The 19,075-nt window shown below is 43.0% G+C and carries 15 protein-coding genes and 1 tRNA gene; 5 read left to right on the top strand and 11 right to left on the bottom strand.

Translation table 11 applies throughout. The annotated features are described in order from the left end of the window. Nucleotides 1–28: 28 nt before the first annotated feature. From IQ13_RS11535 to purD, 4 genes are all read right to left on the bottom strand, one after another. Nucleotides 29–559, bottom strand: coding sequence for a rod shape-determining protein MreD (locus IQ13_RS11535; protein ID WP_144886529.1), 531 nt, complete (start codon nt 557–559; stop codon nt 29–31). Continuing rightward, nucleotides 556–1,404: a rod shape-determining protein MreC gene (gene mreC, locus IQ13_RS11540; RefSeq protein ID WP_144886530.1), complete on the bottom strand. Its 849-nt coding sequence runs from the start codon at nt 1,402–1,404 to the stop codon at nt 556–558. The genes IQ13_RS11535 and mreC overlap by 4 nt, the downstream gene beginning before the upstream one ends. 44 nt (nt 1,405–1,448) lie before the next feature. After that, nucleotides 1,449–2,477 (bottom strand): rod shape-determining protein, encoded by a 1,029-nt coding sequence (locus IQ13_RS11545; protein WP_144886531.1) that lies wholly within the window; start codon nt 2,475–2,477, stop codon nt 1,449–1,451. A gap of 203 nt (nt 2,478–2,680) precedes the next feature. Next, a complete protein-coding gene (gene purD / locus IQ13_RS11550) occupies nt 2,681–3,976 on the bottom strand; it encodes a phosphoribosylamine--glycine ligase (protein ID WP_144886532.1) in 1,296 nt (431 codons plus the stop codon). A 144-nt stretch (nt 3,977–4,120) separates the two neighbouring features. On the opposite strand from purD, the gene IQ13_RS11555 reads away from it, so the two are divergent. Further along, complete coding sequence (locus IQ13_RS11555; RefSeq protein ID WP_144886533.1) at nt 4,121–5,635, top strand: peptide MFS transporter; 1,515 nt, start codon at nt 4,121–4,123, stop codon at nt 5,633–5,635. A 71-nt stretch (nt 5,636–5,706) separates the two neighbouring features. Here IQ13_RS11555 and IQ13_RS11560 read toward each other — a convergent pair whose 3' ends face one another. Continuing rightward, nucleotides 5,707–6,327, bottom strand: coding sequence for a PsbP-related protein (locus tag IQ13_RS11560; protein ID WP_144886534.1), 621 nt, complete (start codon nt 6,325–6,327; stop codon nt 5,707–5,709). A gap of 275 nt (nt 6,328–6,602) precedes the next feature. Here IQ13_RS11560 and IQ13_RS11565 point away from each other — a divergent pair, with 275 nt between their 5' ends. After that, nucleotides 6,603–8,027: an MATE family efflux transporter gene (locus tag IQ13_RS11565; RefSeq protein ID WP_144886535.1), complete on the top strand. Its 1,425-nt coding sequence runs from the start codon at nt 6,603–6,605 to the stop codon at nt 8,025–8,027. A 53-nt stretch (nt 8,028–8,080) separates the two neighbouring features. On the opposite strand, the gene IQ13_RS11570 is transcribed toward IQ13_RS11565, so the two are convergent. The 5 genes from IQ13_RS11570 to IQ13_RS11590 all read right to left on the bottom strand — a co-directional run bounded on the left by IQ13_RS11570 (nt 8,081) and on the right by IQ13_RS11590 (nt 13,878). Continuing rightward, nucleotides 8,081–9,175 carry a phosphotransferase enzyme family protein gene (locus IQ13_RS11570; RefSeq protein ID WP_144886536.1) on the bottom strand — a complete coding sequence of 365 codons (1,095 nt, stop codon included), beginning with the start codon at nt 9,173–9,175 and terminating at the stop codon, nt 8,081–8,083. Between the two features lie 64 nt (nt 9,176–9,239). After that, a complete protein-coding gene (locus IQ13_RS11575) occupies nt 9,240–10,592 on the bottom strand; it encodes a Gfo/Idh/MocA family protein (RefSeq protein WP_144886537.1) in 1,353 nt (450 codons plus the stop codon). A 45-nt stretch (nt 10,593–10,637) separates the two neighbouring features. Next, the gene (locus tag IQ13_RS11580) at nt 10,638–11,942 is read right to left on the bottom strand and encodes a DUF3472 domain-containing protein (protein WP_144886538.1); all 1,305 of its coding nucleotides are present in this window, start codon (nt 11,940–11,942) and stop codon (nt 10,638–10,640) included. Nucleotides 11,943–12,188: 246 nt separating this feature from the next. Beyond that, nucleotides 12,189–13,220 (bottom strand): LacI family DNA-binding transcriptional regulator, encoded by a 1,032-nt coding sequence (locus IQ13_RS11585; RefSeq protein WP_144886539.1) that lies wholly within the window; start codon nt 13,218–13,220, stop codon nt 12,189–12,191. Between the two features lie 10 nt (nt 13,221–13,230). After that, nucleotides 13,231–13,878: a carbohydrate-binding family 9-like protein gene (locus IQ13_RS11590; protein ID WP_144886540.1), complete on the bottom strand. Its 648-nt coding sequence runs from the start codon at nt 13,876–13,878 to the stop codon at nt 13,231–13,233. A 176-nt stretch (nt 13,879–14,054) separates the two neighbouring features. On the opposite strand from IQ13_RS11590, the gene IQ13_RS11595 reads away from it, so the two are divergent. Further along, nucleotides 14,055–14,483, top strand: coding sequence for a DUF4345 domain-containing protein (locus IQ13_RS11595; RefSeq protein ID WP_144886541.1), 429 nt, complete (start codon nt 14,055–14,057; stop codon nt 14,481–14,483). 36 nt (nt 14,484–14,519) lie between these two features. Here IQ13_RS11595 and IQ13_RS11600 read toward each other — a convergent pair. Continuing rightward, nucleotides 14,520–14,594, bottom strand: a tRNA-Arg gene (locus tag IQ13_RS11600). A 113-nt stretch (nt 14,595–14,707) separates the two neighbouring features. On the opposite strand from IQ13_RS11600, the gene IQ13_RS11605 reads away from it, so the two are divergent. Both IQ13_RS11605 and IQ13_RS11610 read left to right on the top strand, forming a co-directional pair. Further along, on the top strand, nt 14,708–15,367 hold the full coding sequence (locus IQ13_RS11605; RefSeq protein WP_144886542.1) for a tetratricopeptide repeat protein: 660 nt from the start codon (nt 14,708–14,710) through the stop codon (nt 15,365–15,367). A 431-nt stretch (nt 15,368–15,798) separates the two neighbouring features. Further along, the gene (locus IQ13_RS11610; RefSeq protein WP_144886543.1) at nt 15,799–18,960 is read left to right on the top strand and encodes an ATP-dependent helicase; all 3,162 of its coding nucleotides are present in this window, start codon (nt 15,799–15,801) and stop codon (nt 18,958–18,960) included. The last annotated feature ends 115 nt before the right edge of the window (nt 18,961–19,075 follow it).

Genomic DNA, 19,075 nt, shown 5'->3' on the forward strand with positions numbered 1-19,075 from the left:
TGTACTGAGGTTTTTCAAAGATGAATGATCAGGTATTGGTTAAAAATTTCTGTTTGCGGATAAAGATAATTTCAATCACAATGATTAATAACAGACTCACAATAGTTGAGCCCAGTATCTTCAGCAATACATACAACATATTGCCCCATTGAAACGATTGAATAAGAAACAACCATGTATGGTGAAAGAGTGTAAGCACAGCTGCATAGGTTGCATACTGCGAAAACCCGAGACTACTTACAGATGGTTCACGGTAATTAAATTCCACGCCTTGCTGTGGCATTAACAGGTTAATGAGGAACGGACGGATATAACCGATGAGCACACAGGCAGCAGCATGCAAGCCCGGTGTTTTAGTAAAGAAATCAACACAAAGTCCTGTAATGAACGACAACAGCAGTAATCCGCTGCGGCTGATGCTGAATGGCAGCCAGAGAATGAACAGAAAATAAATATAGGGCGTGATGTACTGGTGCAGCGGCGGCACTTTGTTGAGCACAAATACCTGCAACAGCACAAACAAAATCAAACGGATGATATTGCGTAAAAGATTACTCATTTTTTCTGTTTGCTTCGTTTTTCAAGTTCCAGTTGTTCTGCCCGCTGCAGGTTGGCAACTACAAATACATTTTGCAAACGGCTGAAATCGTTCGATGGCTCAACCTGTAAGAGATAATTATTGGTACTCTGCTCAAGAATAATTTTTTGTATCCGGCCAATCATGATGCCTGCAGGAAAATCGGAATACCGGCTGGTTAACACCGTATCGCCCACTTTCAGTTTAACACTCTTTGGAATATCCCGCAACTGCACTCTCCTTGGGTTGGAACCATCCCATTCAATACGTCCGCTTTCGCCTGTTTTCTTTAAGCTTGCACTGATGCGGCTCTGCTTGTTGAGCATGCTCATTACTGTAGCAAAGTTTTCACTCACATCCATTACCACACCTGCTACACCATTGGGCGATATAACCACCATACCCGGTTCCACACCCTGCTTACTGCCCCTGTGAATGGTAAAATAGTTATTGGGTTGGATAACCGAATTGTTCACCACTTCAGCATCCATGTACAAATATTTGCGGATGGTGCCTGTGGTATCAACCGGTATCGAATCGGCCACAACCCGTTGTGTTGTATCCGGACTTTGAAAATTTTCGCTGAGCTTGTTTTGTAAGTCGTTTAACCTGCGACGGAGATCTTCGTTTTCCTTTTTCAGGTGAAAGTACCCATCCACTTTACTGTACTGAACTTCCATAGCGCCGGTTATTTCACCAGCCGTATCCATATAGGCTGCCTGGTGAAATTTGTTGTACCGGAACAGCAATGTAAAGCTCGCTGCCTGTAAAAGCAGAAAAAACAGTAAAACGGAAAAGCGCCTGATAAAAGCAAAAAGATTCCGCACAAAAAGGTGGATTTAATTCGTTCCGATGTTGGTAAACGCACTCATCAGTTGCGCATGACAAACGGATAGCGATTGTAATTTTTCAATGCAATACCAGTACCTCTTACCACGCTCTTTAACGGATCGTCGGCAATATGAACGGGTAATTTAATTTTTTGGTTGAGTCGCTTATCCAGTCCACGAAGCAATGCACCACCACCGGTGATGTAAATACCTCTGCGGTAAATATCTGCAGCCAACTCGGGAGGAGTCATTTCCAGCGCTTTCAGAATCGCTTCTTCAATTTTGAAGATGCTCTTATCGAGTGCTTCGGCTATTTCCTGGTAGCTCACCATAATTTGCTTGGGAATACCTGTTACAAGGTCACGGCCATTTACAGGAATATCATCCGGGGGATTATCCAGGTCTTTCATGGCTGCGCCAATCTGGATCTTGATTTGTTCGGCAGTACGCTCACCAATCAATAAGCTATGATAACGGCGTAAAGCCTCCATAATATCAGCTGTAAATTCATCGCCCGCAATACGGATACTCTGGTCGCACACAATACCAGCCAGCGCAATAACGGTAATACCGGTTGTACCACCACCAATATCAACGATCATGTTACCAACGGGTTCTTCCACATCAATACCAATACCCAGTGCAGCTGCCATTGGTTCGTGCAGGAGATAAACCTCTTGTGCACCAGCCTGTTCGGCACTGTCACGCACGGCTCTTTTTTCTACTTCGGTAATGCTTGATGGTATACAGATCATCATCCGCCATTTGGGGGCGAACAATGGCTTTTTAGTCAATACCAATTTGATGAGCTCACGGATCATCAACTCAGCGGCGTTAAAGTCGGCAATTACACCATCCTTTAAGGGGCGCACTGTACGGATGCTTTCATGGGTTTTTTCGTGCATCATCAATGCCTTTTTACCAACTGCCAGCACGTTCTTTGGATTGTTACGATCCAGCGCCACAATTGAAGGCTCGTTTACCACAATTTCGTCGTTATGTATAATGAGGGTATTAGCAGTACCCAGGTCCATTGCTATTTCCTGAATAAAAAAGTTGAAAAGGCCCATATTATTAAATGGAAATTATTTGTTCCGGTGATTGCAAATTTGAGAGAAAAATTTGGAATAACAACGCTAAAACCGTGCCCGTAAGTGTTTTTTCAGAAAAAAAATGAGGCGCCGTTTTTCCCTTTGTTTACGGGCATTTCAGCAACATTGAAATACCCGCAACATGCGAACAAAAATATCTTCGGCTATCCGTTTCAGTTAGTTTACACAAACTCGTAACCGATATCGGAACGGTAGTACATTTTCATGAAACGGATACCTGTAAGTAAACTCTTAGATTTAGCCACTGCATCACTTACATCTGCACCAAAGCTGGTAACAGCCAATACCCTTCCGCCATTGGAAACCACCTTCTCGTTTTCGGTTTTTGTACCTGCATGAAAGATAATAGAATCGGCGTTCGACTGATCGAGCCCTGTTATCTCGTAGCCTTTTACATAATCGCCGGGATAACCGCCGCTTACAGCCACCATGGTAACAGCAAAACGAGGATCCTGTTGAATGGTCACCTTGTCCACTTCGCCTTTGGCTGTAGCAGTGAGTAGCTCAACCAGGTCGTTCTGTAAACGGGGAATCACCACTTCTGTTTCAGGATCGCCCATACGGCAGTTGTATTCAATTACATAGGGCTCATTATCTACTTTAATTAAACCTACAAACACAAATCCTTTGTACAGCATGCCTTCGCTGTGGAAACCGTTGATGGTAGGCTTTACGATGCGCTCTTCTACCTTTTGCATAAACTCTGCATCGGCAAAAGGTACCGGGCTCACAGCACCCATTCCACCTGTATTGAGGCCTGTATCGCCTTCGCCAATACGTTTATAATCCTTTGCTTCGGGCAATATGCAATAGTTTTTACCATCTGTAAGAACGAAAAGGCTCATTTCAATACCGTTGAGAAACTGTTCGATGACCACCCGCTTGCCTGCATCACCAAATTTGTGCTGGTGGATCATCATATCAAACTCAGCTACAGCTTCGAGGTGGTTGTTGCAGATGATGACGCCTTTTCCTGCAGCCAACCCATCGGCTTTCAGCACAACGGGTAAGGCATGGTTCATTAAGTATTCCCGGCCTTCATCAAAATTGGCATCGGTAAATTCTTTGTACGAAGCAGTGGGGATATTGTGGCGTTCCATAAACGCTTTGGCGAAAGACTTACTGCCTTCAAGCTGGGCAGCATATTTCGATGGGCCGATTACACCCACCCATCCTTCGGCAAACGGATTTTTTGTATGCGTTTCTTCAAAATAATCGTACACTCCTTTTACCAATGGATCTTCGGGTCCAACAATAATCATATGTACAGCATGGTCTCTGCAAAACTGTTCCATGGCCTCAAAGTCGCCATCAATACGCATAGGAATGTTTACACCGCATTCGCTGGTGCCCGCATTACCGGGAGCGATGTACAGTTTTTCGCATAAAGGACTTTGCTTCAATTTCCAGGACAGTGCATGTTCACGACCGCCCGATCCGAGTAATAAGATGTTCATTGCGTGTTTTCTCCGGCCCGAAATTAAATGTTCGCTAAGGAACTTCCTAAAAGCATTCTGTTTTCGTCGGTATTTTCTGCAAAATTGCCGTTTCCATTATTTGCTTATTTTCGGCACTTACTACTATTCATTTAAACCAATTGTATGACTGAAACGACCGCACAAAAAGGCCACCCGAAAGGTCTTTGGGTTTTATTCGGAACTGAAATGTGGGAGCGATTTAACTACTACGGTATGCGTGCCGTACTCGTTCTCTTTATGACCAAGGCTTTGCTTTTCGACAAAGTATTCGCTTCGAACTTATATGGCAGCTATACAAGTCTGGTGTACTTAACGCCGTTGATTGGTGGTTATATTGCCGACAGGTATTGGGGTAACCAGCGTTCTATTATTGCAGGTGGTTTGGTAATGGCGATTGGTGAATTTATTCTTTTCTTTTGCGGATCTACCTATGCTTCCTCACCCGATCTTTCTACTTTGCTATTCTTTTCCGGCTTAGGCTTGATGATTGCCGGCAATGGCTTTTTTAAACCCAACATTTCTTCGCTTGTTGGGCAGCTGTATCCTAAAAACGACCGACGTATTGACCCCGCCTATACCATTTTCTATATGGGTATTAATGTGGGTGGTGCACTTGGTCCGTTCGTGTGCGGACTTGTTGGCGATACCGGCGATCCTGCAGATTTTAAATGGGCCTTTTTGGCTGGCGGCATTGCCATGTTGCTGAGTGTTGTTGTACAGTTGGTTTTCCATAAAAAATACGTTGTTGACCCGGATAATAAAGTACTCGGCTTAACACCCGAAGGTTCATCTGCTGTATGGATCAAACCCATTGCTATCATCCTTGGTTTGGCTGCGTTTTCGAGTCTTGCTATTGGTATGTTATATATTGATGCAAAAGTGGTAAGCTACTTAACCTACCTGCTTGCGGGTGCTGCCATTTTTATTTTTGCAATGGTAATGGGCGACAAAACCCTGAATAAATTTGAAAAAGAAAGAGTAATTGTACTGTTTGCAGTAGTGTTCTTTGTAATCTTTTTCTGGAGTGCATTTGAACAAGCCGGCGCATCGCTTACCTTCTTTGCAGAAGAGCAGACACAAAGAGACTTAGGCTTTTTTGTTGTACCTGCAAGCTGGTTTCAATCTTTAAACTCAGCTTTTGTGGTGTCTTTTGCACCTGTGTTTGCGTGGCTGTGGTTGAAGCTTGGTAAAAAAGATCCTTCGGCTCCTACAAAAATGGCCATAGGCTTAATGCTCTTGGCAATTGGTTATTTATGGATTGCCTTTGGTGTTAAAAATGTTGGAACGGGCATTAAAGTAAGCATGATCTGGTTAACAGGTATGTACATGCTGCACACATGGGGCGAACTTTGTTTATCGCCTATTGGTTTATCGCTTGCCAATAAACTTGCGCCTTTCAAATATGCATCGCTGTTAATGGCTGTGTGGTTTTTAGGTAATGCTTTTGCCAATAAACTGGCAGGTGTATTGAGTGCGTTGTATCCAGAGAATGGAAAAACCACACAGTTCTTAGGTTATCAAATGACGAACCTGTACGATTTCTTTATGTTGTTTGTTGCCATGGCAGGTGTTGCCTCGCTCATCCTTTTCCTGCTTACCAAAAAGCTGCAGAAGATGATGCATACCAACCAGGAATAATGGTTGATTTATTATAAAAGAAGAGGGCGGTCGCATAAGCGACCGCCCTCTTCTTTTATACCTAAAGCCGGTTACAGTTTAAAGGAGTTGAAAATTTTATTCGCTGTTGTTTCAAATGCATCCCGCTCGCCCTCTTTGCTGATGTAGGTAAGCACATAGCCTTTGCTGTTGGCAACTATAAACAATTGCTTGATCTGAATATCGTACGTAATATCACCATACTTGCCTTTGTAAACAATCTGGTAGGCACGTGATCCGTTACGGTTAAAGAACATGGATGATACTTCTTTGTATCCTTTCATCATCTCCTTCACTCCATCCACATTGATCTTTACATATTCCTCAATCGTCATAGTGCTCTTCAACTCTTCAATTTGCAGGTTGAGATTTTGTTTAAACTGGTCGTTGCTGCCTTCGGATGGTGAAGTGATTTTTACAACAGCTCCTTCTGAGGAATTGTCAAATGTCCAATCAGAAGGATAGCCAATGGAAAAGCGGCCGTTGGGATCACTGTATTTTTTCAGCTCACCACTGCTGGTAGTTGTTGTATTGTTGTTTTCGGTTTTGGGTGTTGTGTTATTGGGTTTTGTATTTGAATTGGTATTTAAGTCATTAACAGGTATACGGGCGGGCTGTGCCCAGGCAGCCAAACCGGTTAACAGGAAAGAAAGGGCTACGACTATTTTTTTCATTGCGCAGAGTTATGGAGCTAAAAGTACAAACTTGTTTTGCTTTCTCATAAAAAAACGGGTAAGCCCATTCAAAAATACCGTCTCACACGGATGCAGCCCTTTTATCCCAAAGCCACTTTCTCATTCAAGAATAAAAATTGTAAGTTTGTTCTCCTTACAGATTAGCATATGAAGTTCTAATTCGTCTTCGCTTACGAAGACAACTCTCCCGACAAGTTTTGCAGCTGAAATTTTCAGCCACTATTCCTATTTCATCATTTAACCTATTTGTTTCAATGACAACCAATCATCAACAGCCAAAAGGGCTATCCTATATCTATCAGATTATCAAACAATCGCTCAGCGGAGAAGAGCAGGATTATACGCAAGGCAGCATCCGCAAAGCAGTGGTATTGCTGGCGATACCGATGATTCTTGAATTGGGCTTTGAATCGGTATTTGCCGTTGTAGACATGTATTTCGTAAGTCATTTGCCCAACAGCAAAAACGCCATTGCCACTGTTGGACTTACCGAGTCGGTTATTTCGCTCGTGTACACTATTGCCATTGGCCTTAGCACAGCTGCCACGGCAGTTGTTGCACGACGCATCGGCGAAAAAAATGCAGAGGCAGCAACGCATGCGGGCGCACAGGCCATGCTTATCTCACTGCTTGTTGCGGTGGTGTTAAGTATAACAGGCGTTGTTTTTGCCGCCGATATTCTGCGGCTGATGGGCGCTGCACCCGCTGTAATTGCAGAAGGCACTTCGTTTACACAGATCATGATGGGTGGCTCTACTGTCATCATCCTGTTATTCCTCATCAACGGTATTTTCCGTGGTGCAGGCGATGCAGCTATGGCCATGCGCAGCTTATGGATAGCCAGCATCTTCAATATTGTTCTTTGTCCATTGTTGATTTATGGCTACGGACCATTTCCCGAACTGGGTTTAAAAGGTGCAGCGATTGCCACAACCATCGGCCGAGGTGCAGGTGTACTTTACCAATGTTATTACCTGTTTGGAGGTAAACGATCGATCAAAATGAGTCTGCCCCATTTTAAGTGGGATACACCGGTGGTTAAAACCTTGGTTGAAGTAGCATGGCCTGCAACAATGCAATTCTTTATTCAAAGCGGAAGCTGGATTGTACTGGCATGGCTGGTATCGGTAACCGGTGGTACCGAAGCAAGTGCAGGTTACCAAATCGCCATCCGCAATGTTGTTTTCTTTATACTTCCAGCATGGGGATTGAGTAATGCGGCAGCAACATTGGTAGGACAAAACCTGGGCGCTAAACAACCTTTACGTGCCGAGCAAAGCGTATTGCTTACAACCAAATACAATGCAGTATTTATGGCGTTTGTAATGCTGTTGTTTATATTCTTTGCCTCACCCATCATCAGCATTTTTACCAAAGAACCGGAAGTGCACCGCTTTGGTGCACTGTCGTTACAAATCATCGGCAGCGGTTATGTTTTTTATGGTATTGGTATGATTATGATACAGGCGTTGAATGGCGCAGGCGATACCAAAACACCCACGTGGATCAATTTTATTTGTTTCTGGCTGTTCCAGATACCATTGGGTTATTTACTGGCGAAAACATTTCACCTCGGACCATTGGGTGCGTTCCTGGCAATACCAATTGCGGAAACACTGATTGCCTTAGTTGCCTGGTATTATTTTAAGCGGGGCAAGTGGAAACTGGTGGAAGTATAAACCAAAAGCCCGAAGCAGTACTTCGGGCTTTTTCATTTGTTTTAATGATTGCTTTATGAGCAGACTTTTTCGACGATATGGTGCAATGCCTTTTCGTGCTGCAACAGTTGTTGTAATAAAACAAGCTGATTGCCTGCACGCACCAGGTTGTGCTTGGGATAACGGGCACCATAATACACATCATCGTTAATGTAATCGGTGAGGAACCGAATAGCCTGCATATAGATCATAAACTTACCGGCGTATACAAACAATTTGATCTCTTCTGCAGAAAGATCGGTTTTCATCTGTTCAAAATAGCCATGTACAATGGCTTCAAAAATATCGGTACGTATAACAATCTTACTGTAATCACTTTCTTCTTCACTAACCGGCGAAAGATAAGTCCGCATCATATCGCCCACATCGCTGATGAAATAACCGGGCATCACCGTATCTAAATCAATCACACACAAGCCTTTTCCCTGTTCATCAAATAACACATTGCTGATTTTGGTATCGTGGTGTGTAACACGGAGTTTACAACCGGGGTTGGAGCGGATGGCTTCGAACTGCTGTACAATAGATACCCTTTGTTCAACCTGCTCAATCTGCTCTTTCACTTCAGCAATTCTTGCTGTATTACCGTTTTGCAATGCCTGCAGAAACTGCCTGTACCGCAACGACAGATCGTGAAACGAAGGAATGGTGATGTACAACTGTGCTGCATCGAAGCCGCTGAGTAAATGGGTAAACTTTCCAAATTGCAATGCTGCTTCGTATGCTTCTGCTGCAGTTGCCACAACATCCTTGGTAACCGAACCTTTTATAAAGGGAAACATACGGAAACAACCTGTTTCTTCAATATTAACCAACGTTGTACCGTTTAAAGCCTCTACAGGTGCGGCAAATAAATAGCCCGGTGCATGTTGTTGCAGATACGCTGCTATCTGCTGTATATTGGCTGCAATAGAACCGGGGTCTGTAAACACCTGCATATTGAGCTTTTGCAAAATAAATTCCTCGCCGGTTACTGCTGTAATCTTCCAGGTACTGTTGATTAACCCACTGCCAAATTGTTCGATGGATAGTGCCGGCTGTTGCCAACCGAAAAGCGGCAAGACTGTTTCTGCAACAGACGGTGGGGCTGTGTAAATACTATTCGTCATGTGATTTATTAGTCAGGTAGTACAGCTGAAATATATCTGATTGTACTACCGGGTGCTTCGTCTGTTAATAATCGTCGTTTAATGCAAAAACAGGTTTGCGGTACATCCATTTTCCACCGGTAAAATCGGGGAACTCAATGGTTTCATTTCCTTTTTCAATTGATATTTCGCTCAACGGAGTAATGGCACTCCATGCAGCTGCATCATATACATCCATCGGTGTTGGCTTTTTGCGTTTCATACTTTCAACAAATGAATGAATAACGAAAAAGTCCATACCACCATGCCCTGCGCCTTCCGTTTCTTTACTCCAGCGTGTCCACAACGGATGATCGTATTTATCGAACCAATCTTTCGCAGCATCCCACTGGTGTGGTTTCGAAACGCCTTCAACATGCACGCTTTTCGCCACATCCATCCACAAACCATTTGTGCCCTGCACACGAAAGCCTAACGAATAAGGACGTGGAAGGTTCGTATCGTGTTGTAATAAAATTGTCTCACCGTTAGCACAACCAATCGATGTTGTTACCACATCGCCCAGCTTGAAGTTAACTTTTGCATTCGGATGTTCGGGTCCGCACTTCTTTACAATATGCTCGTGCAAACCTCTTGCTTTTGATGAGAAAGAAGAAATGTTGATAAAGCGGTTACCACGGTTGATGTTGATGTAATGCGCAATGGGCCCGATGCCGTGTGTGGGATACAGATCGCCGTTACGATACACCGAATGATGTGTGCGCCATCTTGCTTCGCTCCAGCCTTTATCGCCAAACTCACAACCTTTGCCATAAGCGTCGATGCCGTTGTTGAATTTTACTTCACGCAGATCGTGCTGGTAGCCGCCCTGTAAATGCACCAGTTCACCAAACACGCCCTGGCGAACCATGTTCAAAGCGGCCATTACATCTCTGCGGTAACAAACATTTTCCAGCATCATTACATGCGCATTGTATTGCTCGGCTGCTTTAACCACATCCCAATGATCTTCTAATGTAATACCCAGCATTACCTCGGTACCCACATATTTTATACCTGCCTGCAACGAACCAATAATCATTTCTTTGTGCCACTCCCATGGTGTGGCAATGACAATACCATCAATGCCTTTTAATTCCAGCATTTTTTTCCATGCATAAGGATCGCCTGTAAAGATCTGCGGCATTTTCTTTCCGCTCTTCGTAATCATTTCTTTTGAAAGCGTAAGCATGCGGTCATCAATATCGCAGATGGCCAGCAGCTCAACATCTTTCCGACGCAGCAAGAGATCGAGATGGTTCTGTCCACGCAGCCCCACTCCAATCATCACCATCTTCATCTTTTCATCGGCTGTACCGGCAAACAATCCCGATGTAGGCAGCACCGAGAGTGATGCTGCAGTAAGTCCGGTGGTTTTTATAAAGTCTTTTCTATGCATGTGCTTGTTATTTCAATTTTTAACTATCGCTGATAAGGTATAGGGTTAATCCAGTTTGGTAAAATCAATCACAGGTTGTTGTGCAGTTGCCCGTGTTACAAACTCCGAACGGAGTGTTGTGCGGTTGTTGAAGAACCCGCAGTTCTGCAAGAAAAATTTTCCGTTTTCCTGTCCGCCTGCATAATCAACTCTGTATTCTTTTTGTGCAGTGGCATCGCCGGTAAACCTTGCCTTTGTTAATTGTTTCCACTCGCCGGTACTGGTACAAACCCACTGGTTGTGATACCATGCTTTGCGGGTAAGATAACCTGTGTTGGGCTCGAAGTTTTCAAGGAAAGAATGTAAGCGTTTAAGATAGGTTGAAGTTGCTGGCCTGTTGAAGCTGGCAATCAGCAACCATTTTTTTGCATCAGCTGCATAAAAATAAGCGGTATAGTTTGTATAATTATCAGCCACCGGTTTAGCACGCAACAAAAACTTACAGGTTTCGCCTGCCTTCCAATTATATTTCAGATAACTCTGTCCGCCCGAACCTTCGTTGCCAAATTCGCCGGTGTACACATTGTTGCCTTTCTTTACCAACAGTATTTTTTTATCGGCCGGTATTTGTTTGGGATCATCGGTTGCAAACGGACTCCAGACCGAAAACAAAATCCGGCGTTCGGTTGCCGAGTTAACCTGCATACCAAAATAACCTTCGGCAAAACCATTAGCCATATAGTACGATCCAATAACATCATTGCCTGCAGGCACGGTTATTTCGTTGTAGAACCATTCAACATCGCCTTTTACTTCGCTTACATCGTAACCAAGATGTACCGATGGCCCTCTTCGTCCCCAGTAGAAATAATTGCCTTCGTTGTTCTTTACAAACAATGTTTGTGCATCAACAGCAGTACCCGAAAGTTGCAGTGCATCCATTGTTGCAAATACAGTTCCTGTTTTGCTGATGCCTTTTATTTCTATTTTCACATACCCGCTATCTGCAATTGCAAACTGTCCCAAGCTGTAACGCTTTGAAGTTCCTTCAAGTGAAGTTGTAACAGCTTTGCCATTTACCGTACATTGAATTACCGACCGGCCTTCCGGTACAGCAATAGCTGCCGCCACTTCCATGGTTCCTTTTTTGCGCACATACACATACGTGCTGTAAACAGCATCTGCATGCTGCCAGTTCATCCATCCGTTATTGGTTACCTTTTCGCTTCCGGCTTTTGCAGTAACCCAGGAATTACCGCCCAACGGCACGGTTATTTCCTGTTGCGCAAGAACGGCAACCGGCAACATGAGCATGCTTATTAACCCTAACCATCTACCTGTTTGAAATGAGCATTTGAATAGTTGCTTCATTATGCATTTATTAACGTATTTACAGTACAATGCTAATCGTAATCAATATTAAGCATGTAAAAACGGTTTTTTATGTGCAATCGGTGGCGCAAAATTGCATGCACAAAAGCTTTGAAATTAGCTGAAAGCCTTTGCAGTAAAGCATTACAGCTTGCGCAATCGGTTGAGCAGAAATGCGCATGCGATGATGTTTAACTATACAACTTTCGTAAAGTTAACTATGCTGCAACAGGCTTCATTTACCAATCAGGAAATGGCCTGCTGGTAAACCACAAGTGTTGGAGAAAGTTCTTCGGTATAAAATTCTTCTTCGCCCTTTTTTTCAGTTTGTTTTTCTGCTAAAATTTTCATCATCAGTTCCATTGCTTTTTCGCCCTGGCCGTAAGGATACTGTTCAATGGAAGCAAGCGGAGGAAATGCCGTGTAGCTGGTAATAGGCAGATTGGCATAACTGACAAACATCATACTTTTGTTTACGGCGATATTGTGGTGTTGCGCATACTGCACAGCATCCATGTGTACATAATCGTTAAAGCTGATAACTGCATGCGGTTTATTCTTTAAGCTCAACAGCTTTTTCATTGCAGCCTGTGTACTTTCTTTACTCAGATCGGTTTTTTCCACCAGCTGCATATCCACTTTCAGTTTCTGTTTGGCAATACCATCCATATAACCGTTCATGCGTTCTTTACTTGCCTGCAGTTTATCCGGACCATTGATGAATGCAATACGACGATATCCTTTATGAAATAACCAGCCGATCATTTCCATGGTGCCTTTGTACAAATTGCAATACACTTTGTGTGCATCGGCCATGTTGGGTATACGATCGAAATACACAACAGGGATATCATATTTACGCAATGCTTCCAAATGATCGTAGCGGTTGGTTCCTTTTGAAAGCGAAATGATCAATCCATCAACCCTTTGTTTTTTCATTGCTTCTACTACCTGCTTCTCTCTTTCCGGATCATCATAACTCTGCCCAAACAGGATGGTGTATTGATGTTCCATGGCAGCAGACTCAATACCACTGATGGCTTGTGAGAAAAATTCTTCCCGTATAAACGGTATAACCACACCAATTACAAATGTTTTCTTTTGTTTGAAGAAGATGGCTTGCGCATTGGGCTCGTAGCCCAACTCTTCGGCAAGCTGTTTAATCTTCAGCTTTGTTCCCAAGCCAATACGTGGATGATCGCTCAACGCTCTTGATACGGTTGATACAGATACATTCAGTCTTCTCGCAATTTCTTTTATGGTAGGTAATTTCTCCATGCTTGTTCTGTTAAATAGAAGCCATTGATGTTACTTCTTCAAATACTGCCGCTGCAAAAAAATCGGGCCGATGGAAATCAGGTGTAGCCGAGTTGATTTTATTCCAGCACATAAAATGCGGCTCCGGCAACAGATCGCCACACTTGTAAAAATTTACTTTCGCCGTTACGTTGCTCAATGAAGTTACAGTATGTTTTACAAAAACCTGTACCGGTATCTGCAACAATAACTCCCAAACATAAGCATCGTTCTCTTTACGCATCGTCGTATCGACATGAACCATACGCACCACATCTGCAGGTAATAATTCCCTGTTATTGCGACCTGTACCATAACCTATTAAAGCTGTACCAATACAGTTGAACTCACAATTATAATAGCCTTCGCCATCAAAGGCTATAAAAAACTCCACGCAACTGTCTTCCCAAACAGCACCATTGATTGCTGTAGTTACATGCCGCACATGCTTTTCTTTTACACGGTAAAGAATAAAAATCGACTCATTATTATGTACAATTGAAAAGCGTACTTCTGCATCGGTTTTGTATTGCGGCCATGGCTGCTCTTCCAAAGCGAAATCATTGGCCGCAAGCATTTGCTGTTTAGCTGCAGCAAGTTCTCCGGCAACAGCGCAATATGGTATAAGAAGCTCCTTCATGCTGGTGAAATAGATCGAGCAAGTTAAGCGGATTTCGCCCTGCACGAACCGGTTCTGTTGCACAAACGTATGCGCAAACAAGTGCACACACCAATTACAGAAACGAATAAATCTTGGTAAACACCAAGAACCGCCTGCCCTTTAGGTTTCACTTTTGTGTTACAAAAACACACAATATGAAAAAGTACAAATTACTTCGTTTCACATCGGCCGGATTAATCGGCTTTTCTGCCTTTGCTATCCTTATGGTAAGTGTAATGGCTTTTCAGAATCCTCAAAAGGTAATGGACCTAGTACAGGTTACATTACCGAATAATGATGCCTTCAGCTCTATACGGGGTGTATACGGCGGTGTTGGTTTAACCATTGCTATCAGCCTCGTTTACCTTGCTTTTAAAGATCACACCAAAGGGCTTGTCTTTGCTTCTATTCTTTGGGGTTCGTATGCTTTATCCCGGTTAATGACCATTTCTATGGAAGGACCACTCGGAGCATTTGGCACACAGTGGTTGTACATCGAAAGCTTTTTGTGCGTGGCCTCTGTAATCCTGTTAATCATCAGGGTAAAACTGCTGGAAAATGAATCGGCACTTGTTCGTGCATAAAACAAAAAAGGATGCTGTTGACCAGCATCCTTTTTTTGGTAGTCCCGACAGGAATCGAACCTGTATCTAAAGTTTAGGAAACTCCTATTCTATCCATTGAACTACGGGACCGGAAGTAGTACAGCAGGGCTGCTTGCTTCGGGCGGCAAAAATAACAGAATTACACATTCTGAAACGGTAAATCTGCCACAGAACCCTACCTTTGCTGCCCAATTTGTCGACGTATGAAATTTTTAAATGTTTATATCCGCTACAGGCTTATTATCGGAATCGTTTTGCTGATTGTTGCCGGCGTGGTACATTATTACACCAGTTTCTGGCCTTCTTTTATTATTTACCTGGTGGCACTTGTTAGTATTGTAGGCCATTTCTTTTTCGGACCACTACGACTGATCCAGGAATACATGGAAGCCGGAGATATGGACGGAGCGGAAAAAATTCTCAACTCTGTTACTTTCCCCAATCTTCTTTTTAAACCTATCCGTTCTGTATTCTACACACTCAAGGGAAATATTGCTATGATGAAGCAGGACTTTGATGGTGCGGAAAAAATGATGAAGAAAGGGATGGATCTCGGTTCGGGCTCTTCGTTGATGCAGGGTACTGAAGGTGCCAGCCTGTTGCAAATGGGAATGCTGGCTATGCAGAAAAACAATTTCAAGCAGGCCGAAAGTTATATTCGCCAGGCTTTACGTAAGGGATTGCCTGATAAAGAAAACCAAGCTGCGGCCAATTTGCAGATGTGCAGTATCATGATGAATAAGCGTGAATTCAGAGCGGCGAAAGATTATTTCCGCAAGGCAAAAGCGTTGAAACCTACGACGCAACAAATTGCTGATCAGATTAAACAAATGGAAAAATATATTTCCCGTCTCCCGGGATAAACGTAAAAGTTAAGAGGCAGAAACGAAAGGTATTTATAAAATCAGATAGCTGGAATTCCTGCCTCTTTAAACTCTTTACAGGTAAGCTGAACAAATCAGCGGGTGTGGTAAGGAAAAACAACGGCTTAAAAACCTACGATGCTGTAAAAGTAGCCCCACCACTTGTTCCAAAAAATACCACTTTTAGGGTATAAATCTTCCCCCAACTAAAAAACCGCCTCATTCCGGAGAAAAAGACGGCTTACTGACGTTAACGTCTGGATTTTAAAAACGGGCTTATATTAACTGTTTCAAGGTAGGCAAACTGTATGTTTTAGCTACCCCGTTGTTGAATAAATTATCAAACTATTATCCACAAAAGCGAATATTCGGGTAAATTTAGACTGCTAAATAACTCAGTCTCAAACCGAAAGGGAAACTAACTTTATTCCATGTCTATTGCAAATGAAAAGCTCCGGCAAAAATTCCAGGAAGAATATGAGCGTTTAAACGAACAGCAAAAGCTGGCTGTAGACCGTATTGAAGGGCCTGTTATGGTAATTGCCGGCCCGGGTACCGGTAAAACACAGATCCTTGCCAGCCGAATTGGAAAAATTTTGCTCGAAACCGACGCCTTGCCGCAGAATATTCTGTGCCTTACCTATACCGACGCCGGTGTGGTGGCCATGCGCAAACGGTTGTTACGGTTTATTGGTACCGATGCGTACAAAGTAAACATCTACACTTATCATGCTTTTTGCAATGATGTAATTCAGGAAAATCTTTCGCAGTTTGAAAAAACAGCACTTGATCCACTTTCCGATTTAGAAAAGATTGAGTTGTTCAAAGAGTTAATCGACTCCTTTCCAAAAAATCATCCGCTCAAACGCTATCGTGGCGATGTGTATTACGAAATCACCAATCTCGATAAACTGTTCAGCACCATGAAAAAAGAAGGCTGGACAACGGAGTTTATTACTGGTAAAATTGATGAGTATATTAAAGATTTACCTACACGAGATGATTACGTATACAAACGCAAGTACAAACAATTCAATGCAGGTGATGTAAGAAAAGAAAAACTGGAAGAAGAAACCGAACGCATGGAGAAACTCCGTGCTGCTGTAAATGAGTTTGATCGTTTTCAACAACTGATGCGTAACCGCAACCGTTACGATTTTGATGACATGATCACCTGGGTCATCAAAGCATTTGAAGAAAATAAAAACATGCTCGCCAATTACCAGGAACAGTTTCAATATATTTTGGTGGATGAGTTCCAGGATTCAAGCGGCACACAAAACCGTATTGTGGAATTACTCATCAGCTATTGGGAGCAGCCGAATGTATTTGTGGTGGGCGATGATGATCAGAGCATTTTCCGTTTCCAGGGTGCCAACGTGAGCAATATGCTCGACTTTGCCAATAACTACAGCAACGACCTGTTAACGGTTGTACTTACCAGCAACTACCGCAGCACACAAAGCATTCTCAACAGTTCGAAAGCAATTATTAACCGCAACAACGAACGTTTAACCAAACAATTGCCGGGGCTTAGTAAAGAGCTGCAATCCTCCAACAGTAAACTGGCAAACATTGCACATCTCCCATCCATCAAACAATATCAAACACAACGGGAAGAAATGATCGACCTTACCCTGCAGGTGCAACAATTACTTGCTGCAGGTATACAACCCGGTCGTATTGCTATTATTTACAGGGAGAATAAATATGGTGAAGAACTCACGCATTACTTCAACCATTTAGCGGTACCGTTTTACAGCAAGCGGCACTTGAATATTCTGGAGCTGCCATTAGCGCAAAAAATTATTCTGATACTGAAATACCTTGCTGCCGAACACGATATACCTTATGGTGGCGATGAAATGTTATTCGAGCTGTTACACTTCAATTGGTTCCATATTCCACCGGTTGAAATTGCAAAGTTGACAGTAGAAGTAGCGGGTTTGCAGTTTGGTGAAAACAGAACATCATTGCGTCGTTTGTTGTACGAGAAAGCACATGCACCTGCAAAAGATCTGTTTTCGCAAGGCATACACCATGGCTTAAAAGATGCCAGCCGCATTTTTGAAAAACTCATTGGCGATGTACCGAATGTTACCTTACAACATCTCTTCGAAAACTGCATCCGGGAAACAGGTATTCTCAAATACATCATGCAAAGCCCCGATAAACATTGGTTGCTGCGGGTGCTGACCGGTTTATTCGATTTTGTAAAAGAAGAAACACGTCGCAACCCGATGCTGAACCTCGAAGGACTCATTTCCATTATTGAACTGATGGAAAAAGAAGATCTGAAATTGCCATTAGTACAGGTTAGTGGCAGCGAAAACGGCATCAACCTGCTTACTGCACATGGCTCCAAAGGTTTGGAGTTTGAATATGTATTTGTTGCCGGCTGCAACTCAGCTTTCTGGGAAAAGAAAAAGAACAACAACAAAGGTTACAAGCTACCCGATAATCTCTTCTTCTCCACCAGCGACGATAAGGAAAGCTCGGTAGAAGAACTGCGCCGTTTGTTTTATGTAGCAATGACGAGAGCAGAAACACATCTCACACTTTCGTACAGCCGTTTTAAAAACGATGGAAAAGAAATGGAACCATCGATGTTCCTGGAAGAAATAAAAGAAGAACAACCGCTGCAGGATATGCCGGTGGTATTAACGCCGGAAGCCTTGAGCGAATTTACGGCACTGATGCTGGGCGAAGCACAAGCACCGGAGATTGATAAAATTGAAGAACAGTTTATTGCACCGATACTGGAAAAGTTTGTAATGAATGTTACAGCGCTCAACAATTACCTTAAGTGCCCGTTGGATTTTTATTTCAAAAATCTCATCCGCATTCCATCGCCTAAAAACGAAGCAACAGAATTTGGCTCATCGGTGCATCATGCATTGGAACAATTGTTCCGTAAAATGCAGGACAACCCGTCCAATACCTTTCACAGCAAGGAACAATTTATTGCGGACTTTGAATGGTACATGCGTCGCCACCGGGAGAGTTTTACCAAAGAACAGTTTAACCGCCGCATGGAATACGGGCAGGAAGTGTTGAGCAATTACTACGATAAATACATCAGCAACTTTAGTAAGATTGTGGCCATTGAACGCAACATCCGCAACGTAACCATTAAAGGCGTTCCGTTAAAAGGAAAGCTCGATAAACTGGAATTCGATGGCAAATCGGTAAACGTGGTTGACTATAAAACCGGCGATATTGAAAAGGCAAAAGACAAATTAAAAGGCCCGAATGATAAACAACCCGAAGGCGGCGATTACTGGCGGCAGGCCGTGTTCTATAAAATTTTAGTTGACAACTACGAAGCAAAAGACTGGAAAGTGGTGAGTACCGAATTTGATTTTGTTGAACCGGATAAGAAGAAAGAATACCGCAAAGAAAAGATCGTTATTACGCCGGCTGATATTGAAACCGTTACACAACAGATTGTTGCTGTTTGGGAGAAAATCCAGAACAGGGAGTTTTACATCGGCTGTGGCAAGGAAGATTGCCACTGGTGCAACTTTGTAAAAACAAATGAAATGGCAGTGGCTTTGCATGAGATTGAAGAGGAGGAAGAGTCTGAACCATGATTTATCTGATTATTAGGATTTGTAGGAAAGTAATTCATTTGAAAGAAGGTATGTTTGCATTTTGTAATTGAAGCGGTGTTACTACATGAAAAGATTTCTTCCGTTCATCATTATA

Source organism: Lacibacter cauensis, assembly GCF_007830055.1.
In the GTDB taxonomy this organism is placed as follows: Bacteria; Bacteroidota; Bacteroidia; order Chitinophagales; family Chitinophagaceae; genus Lacibacter; species Lacibacter cauensis.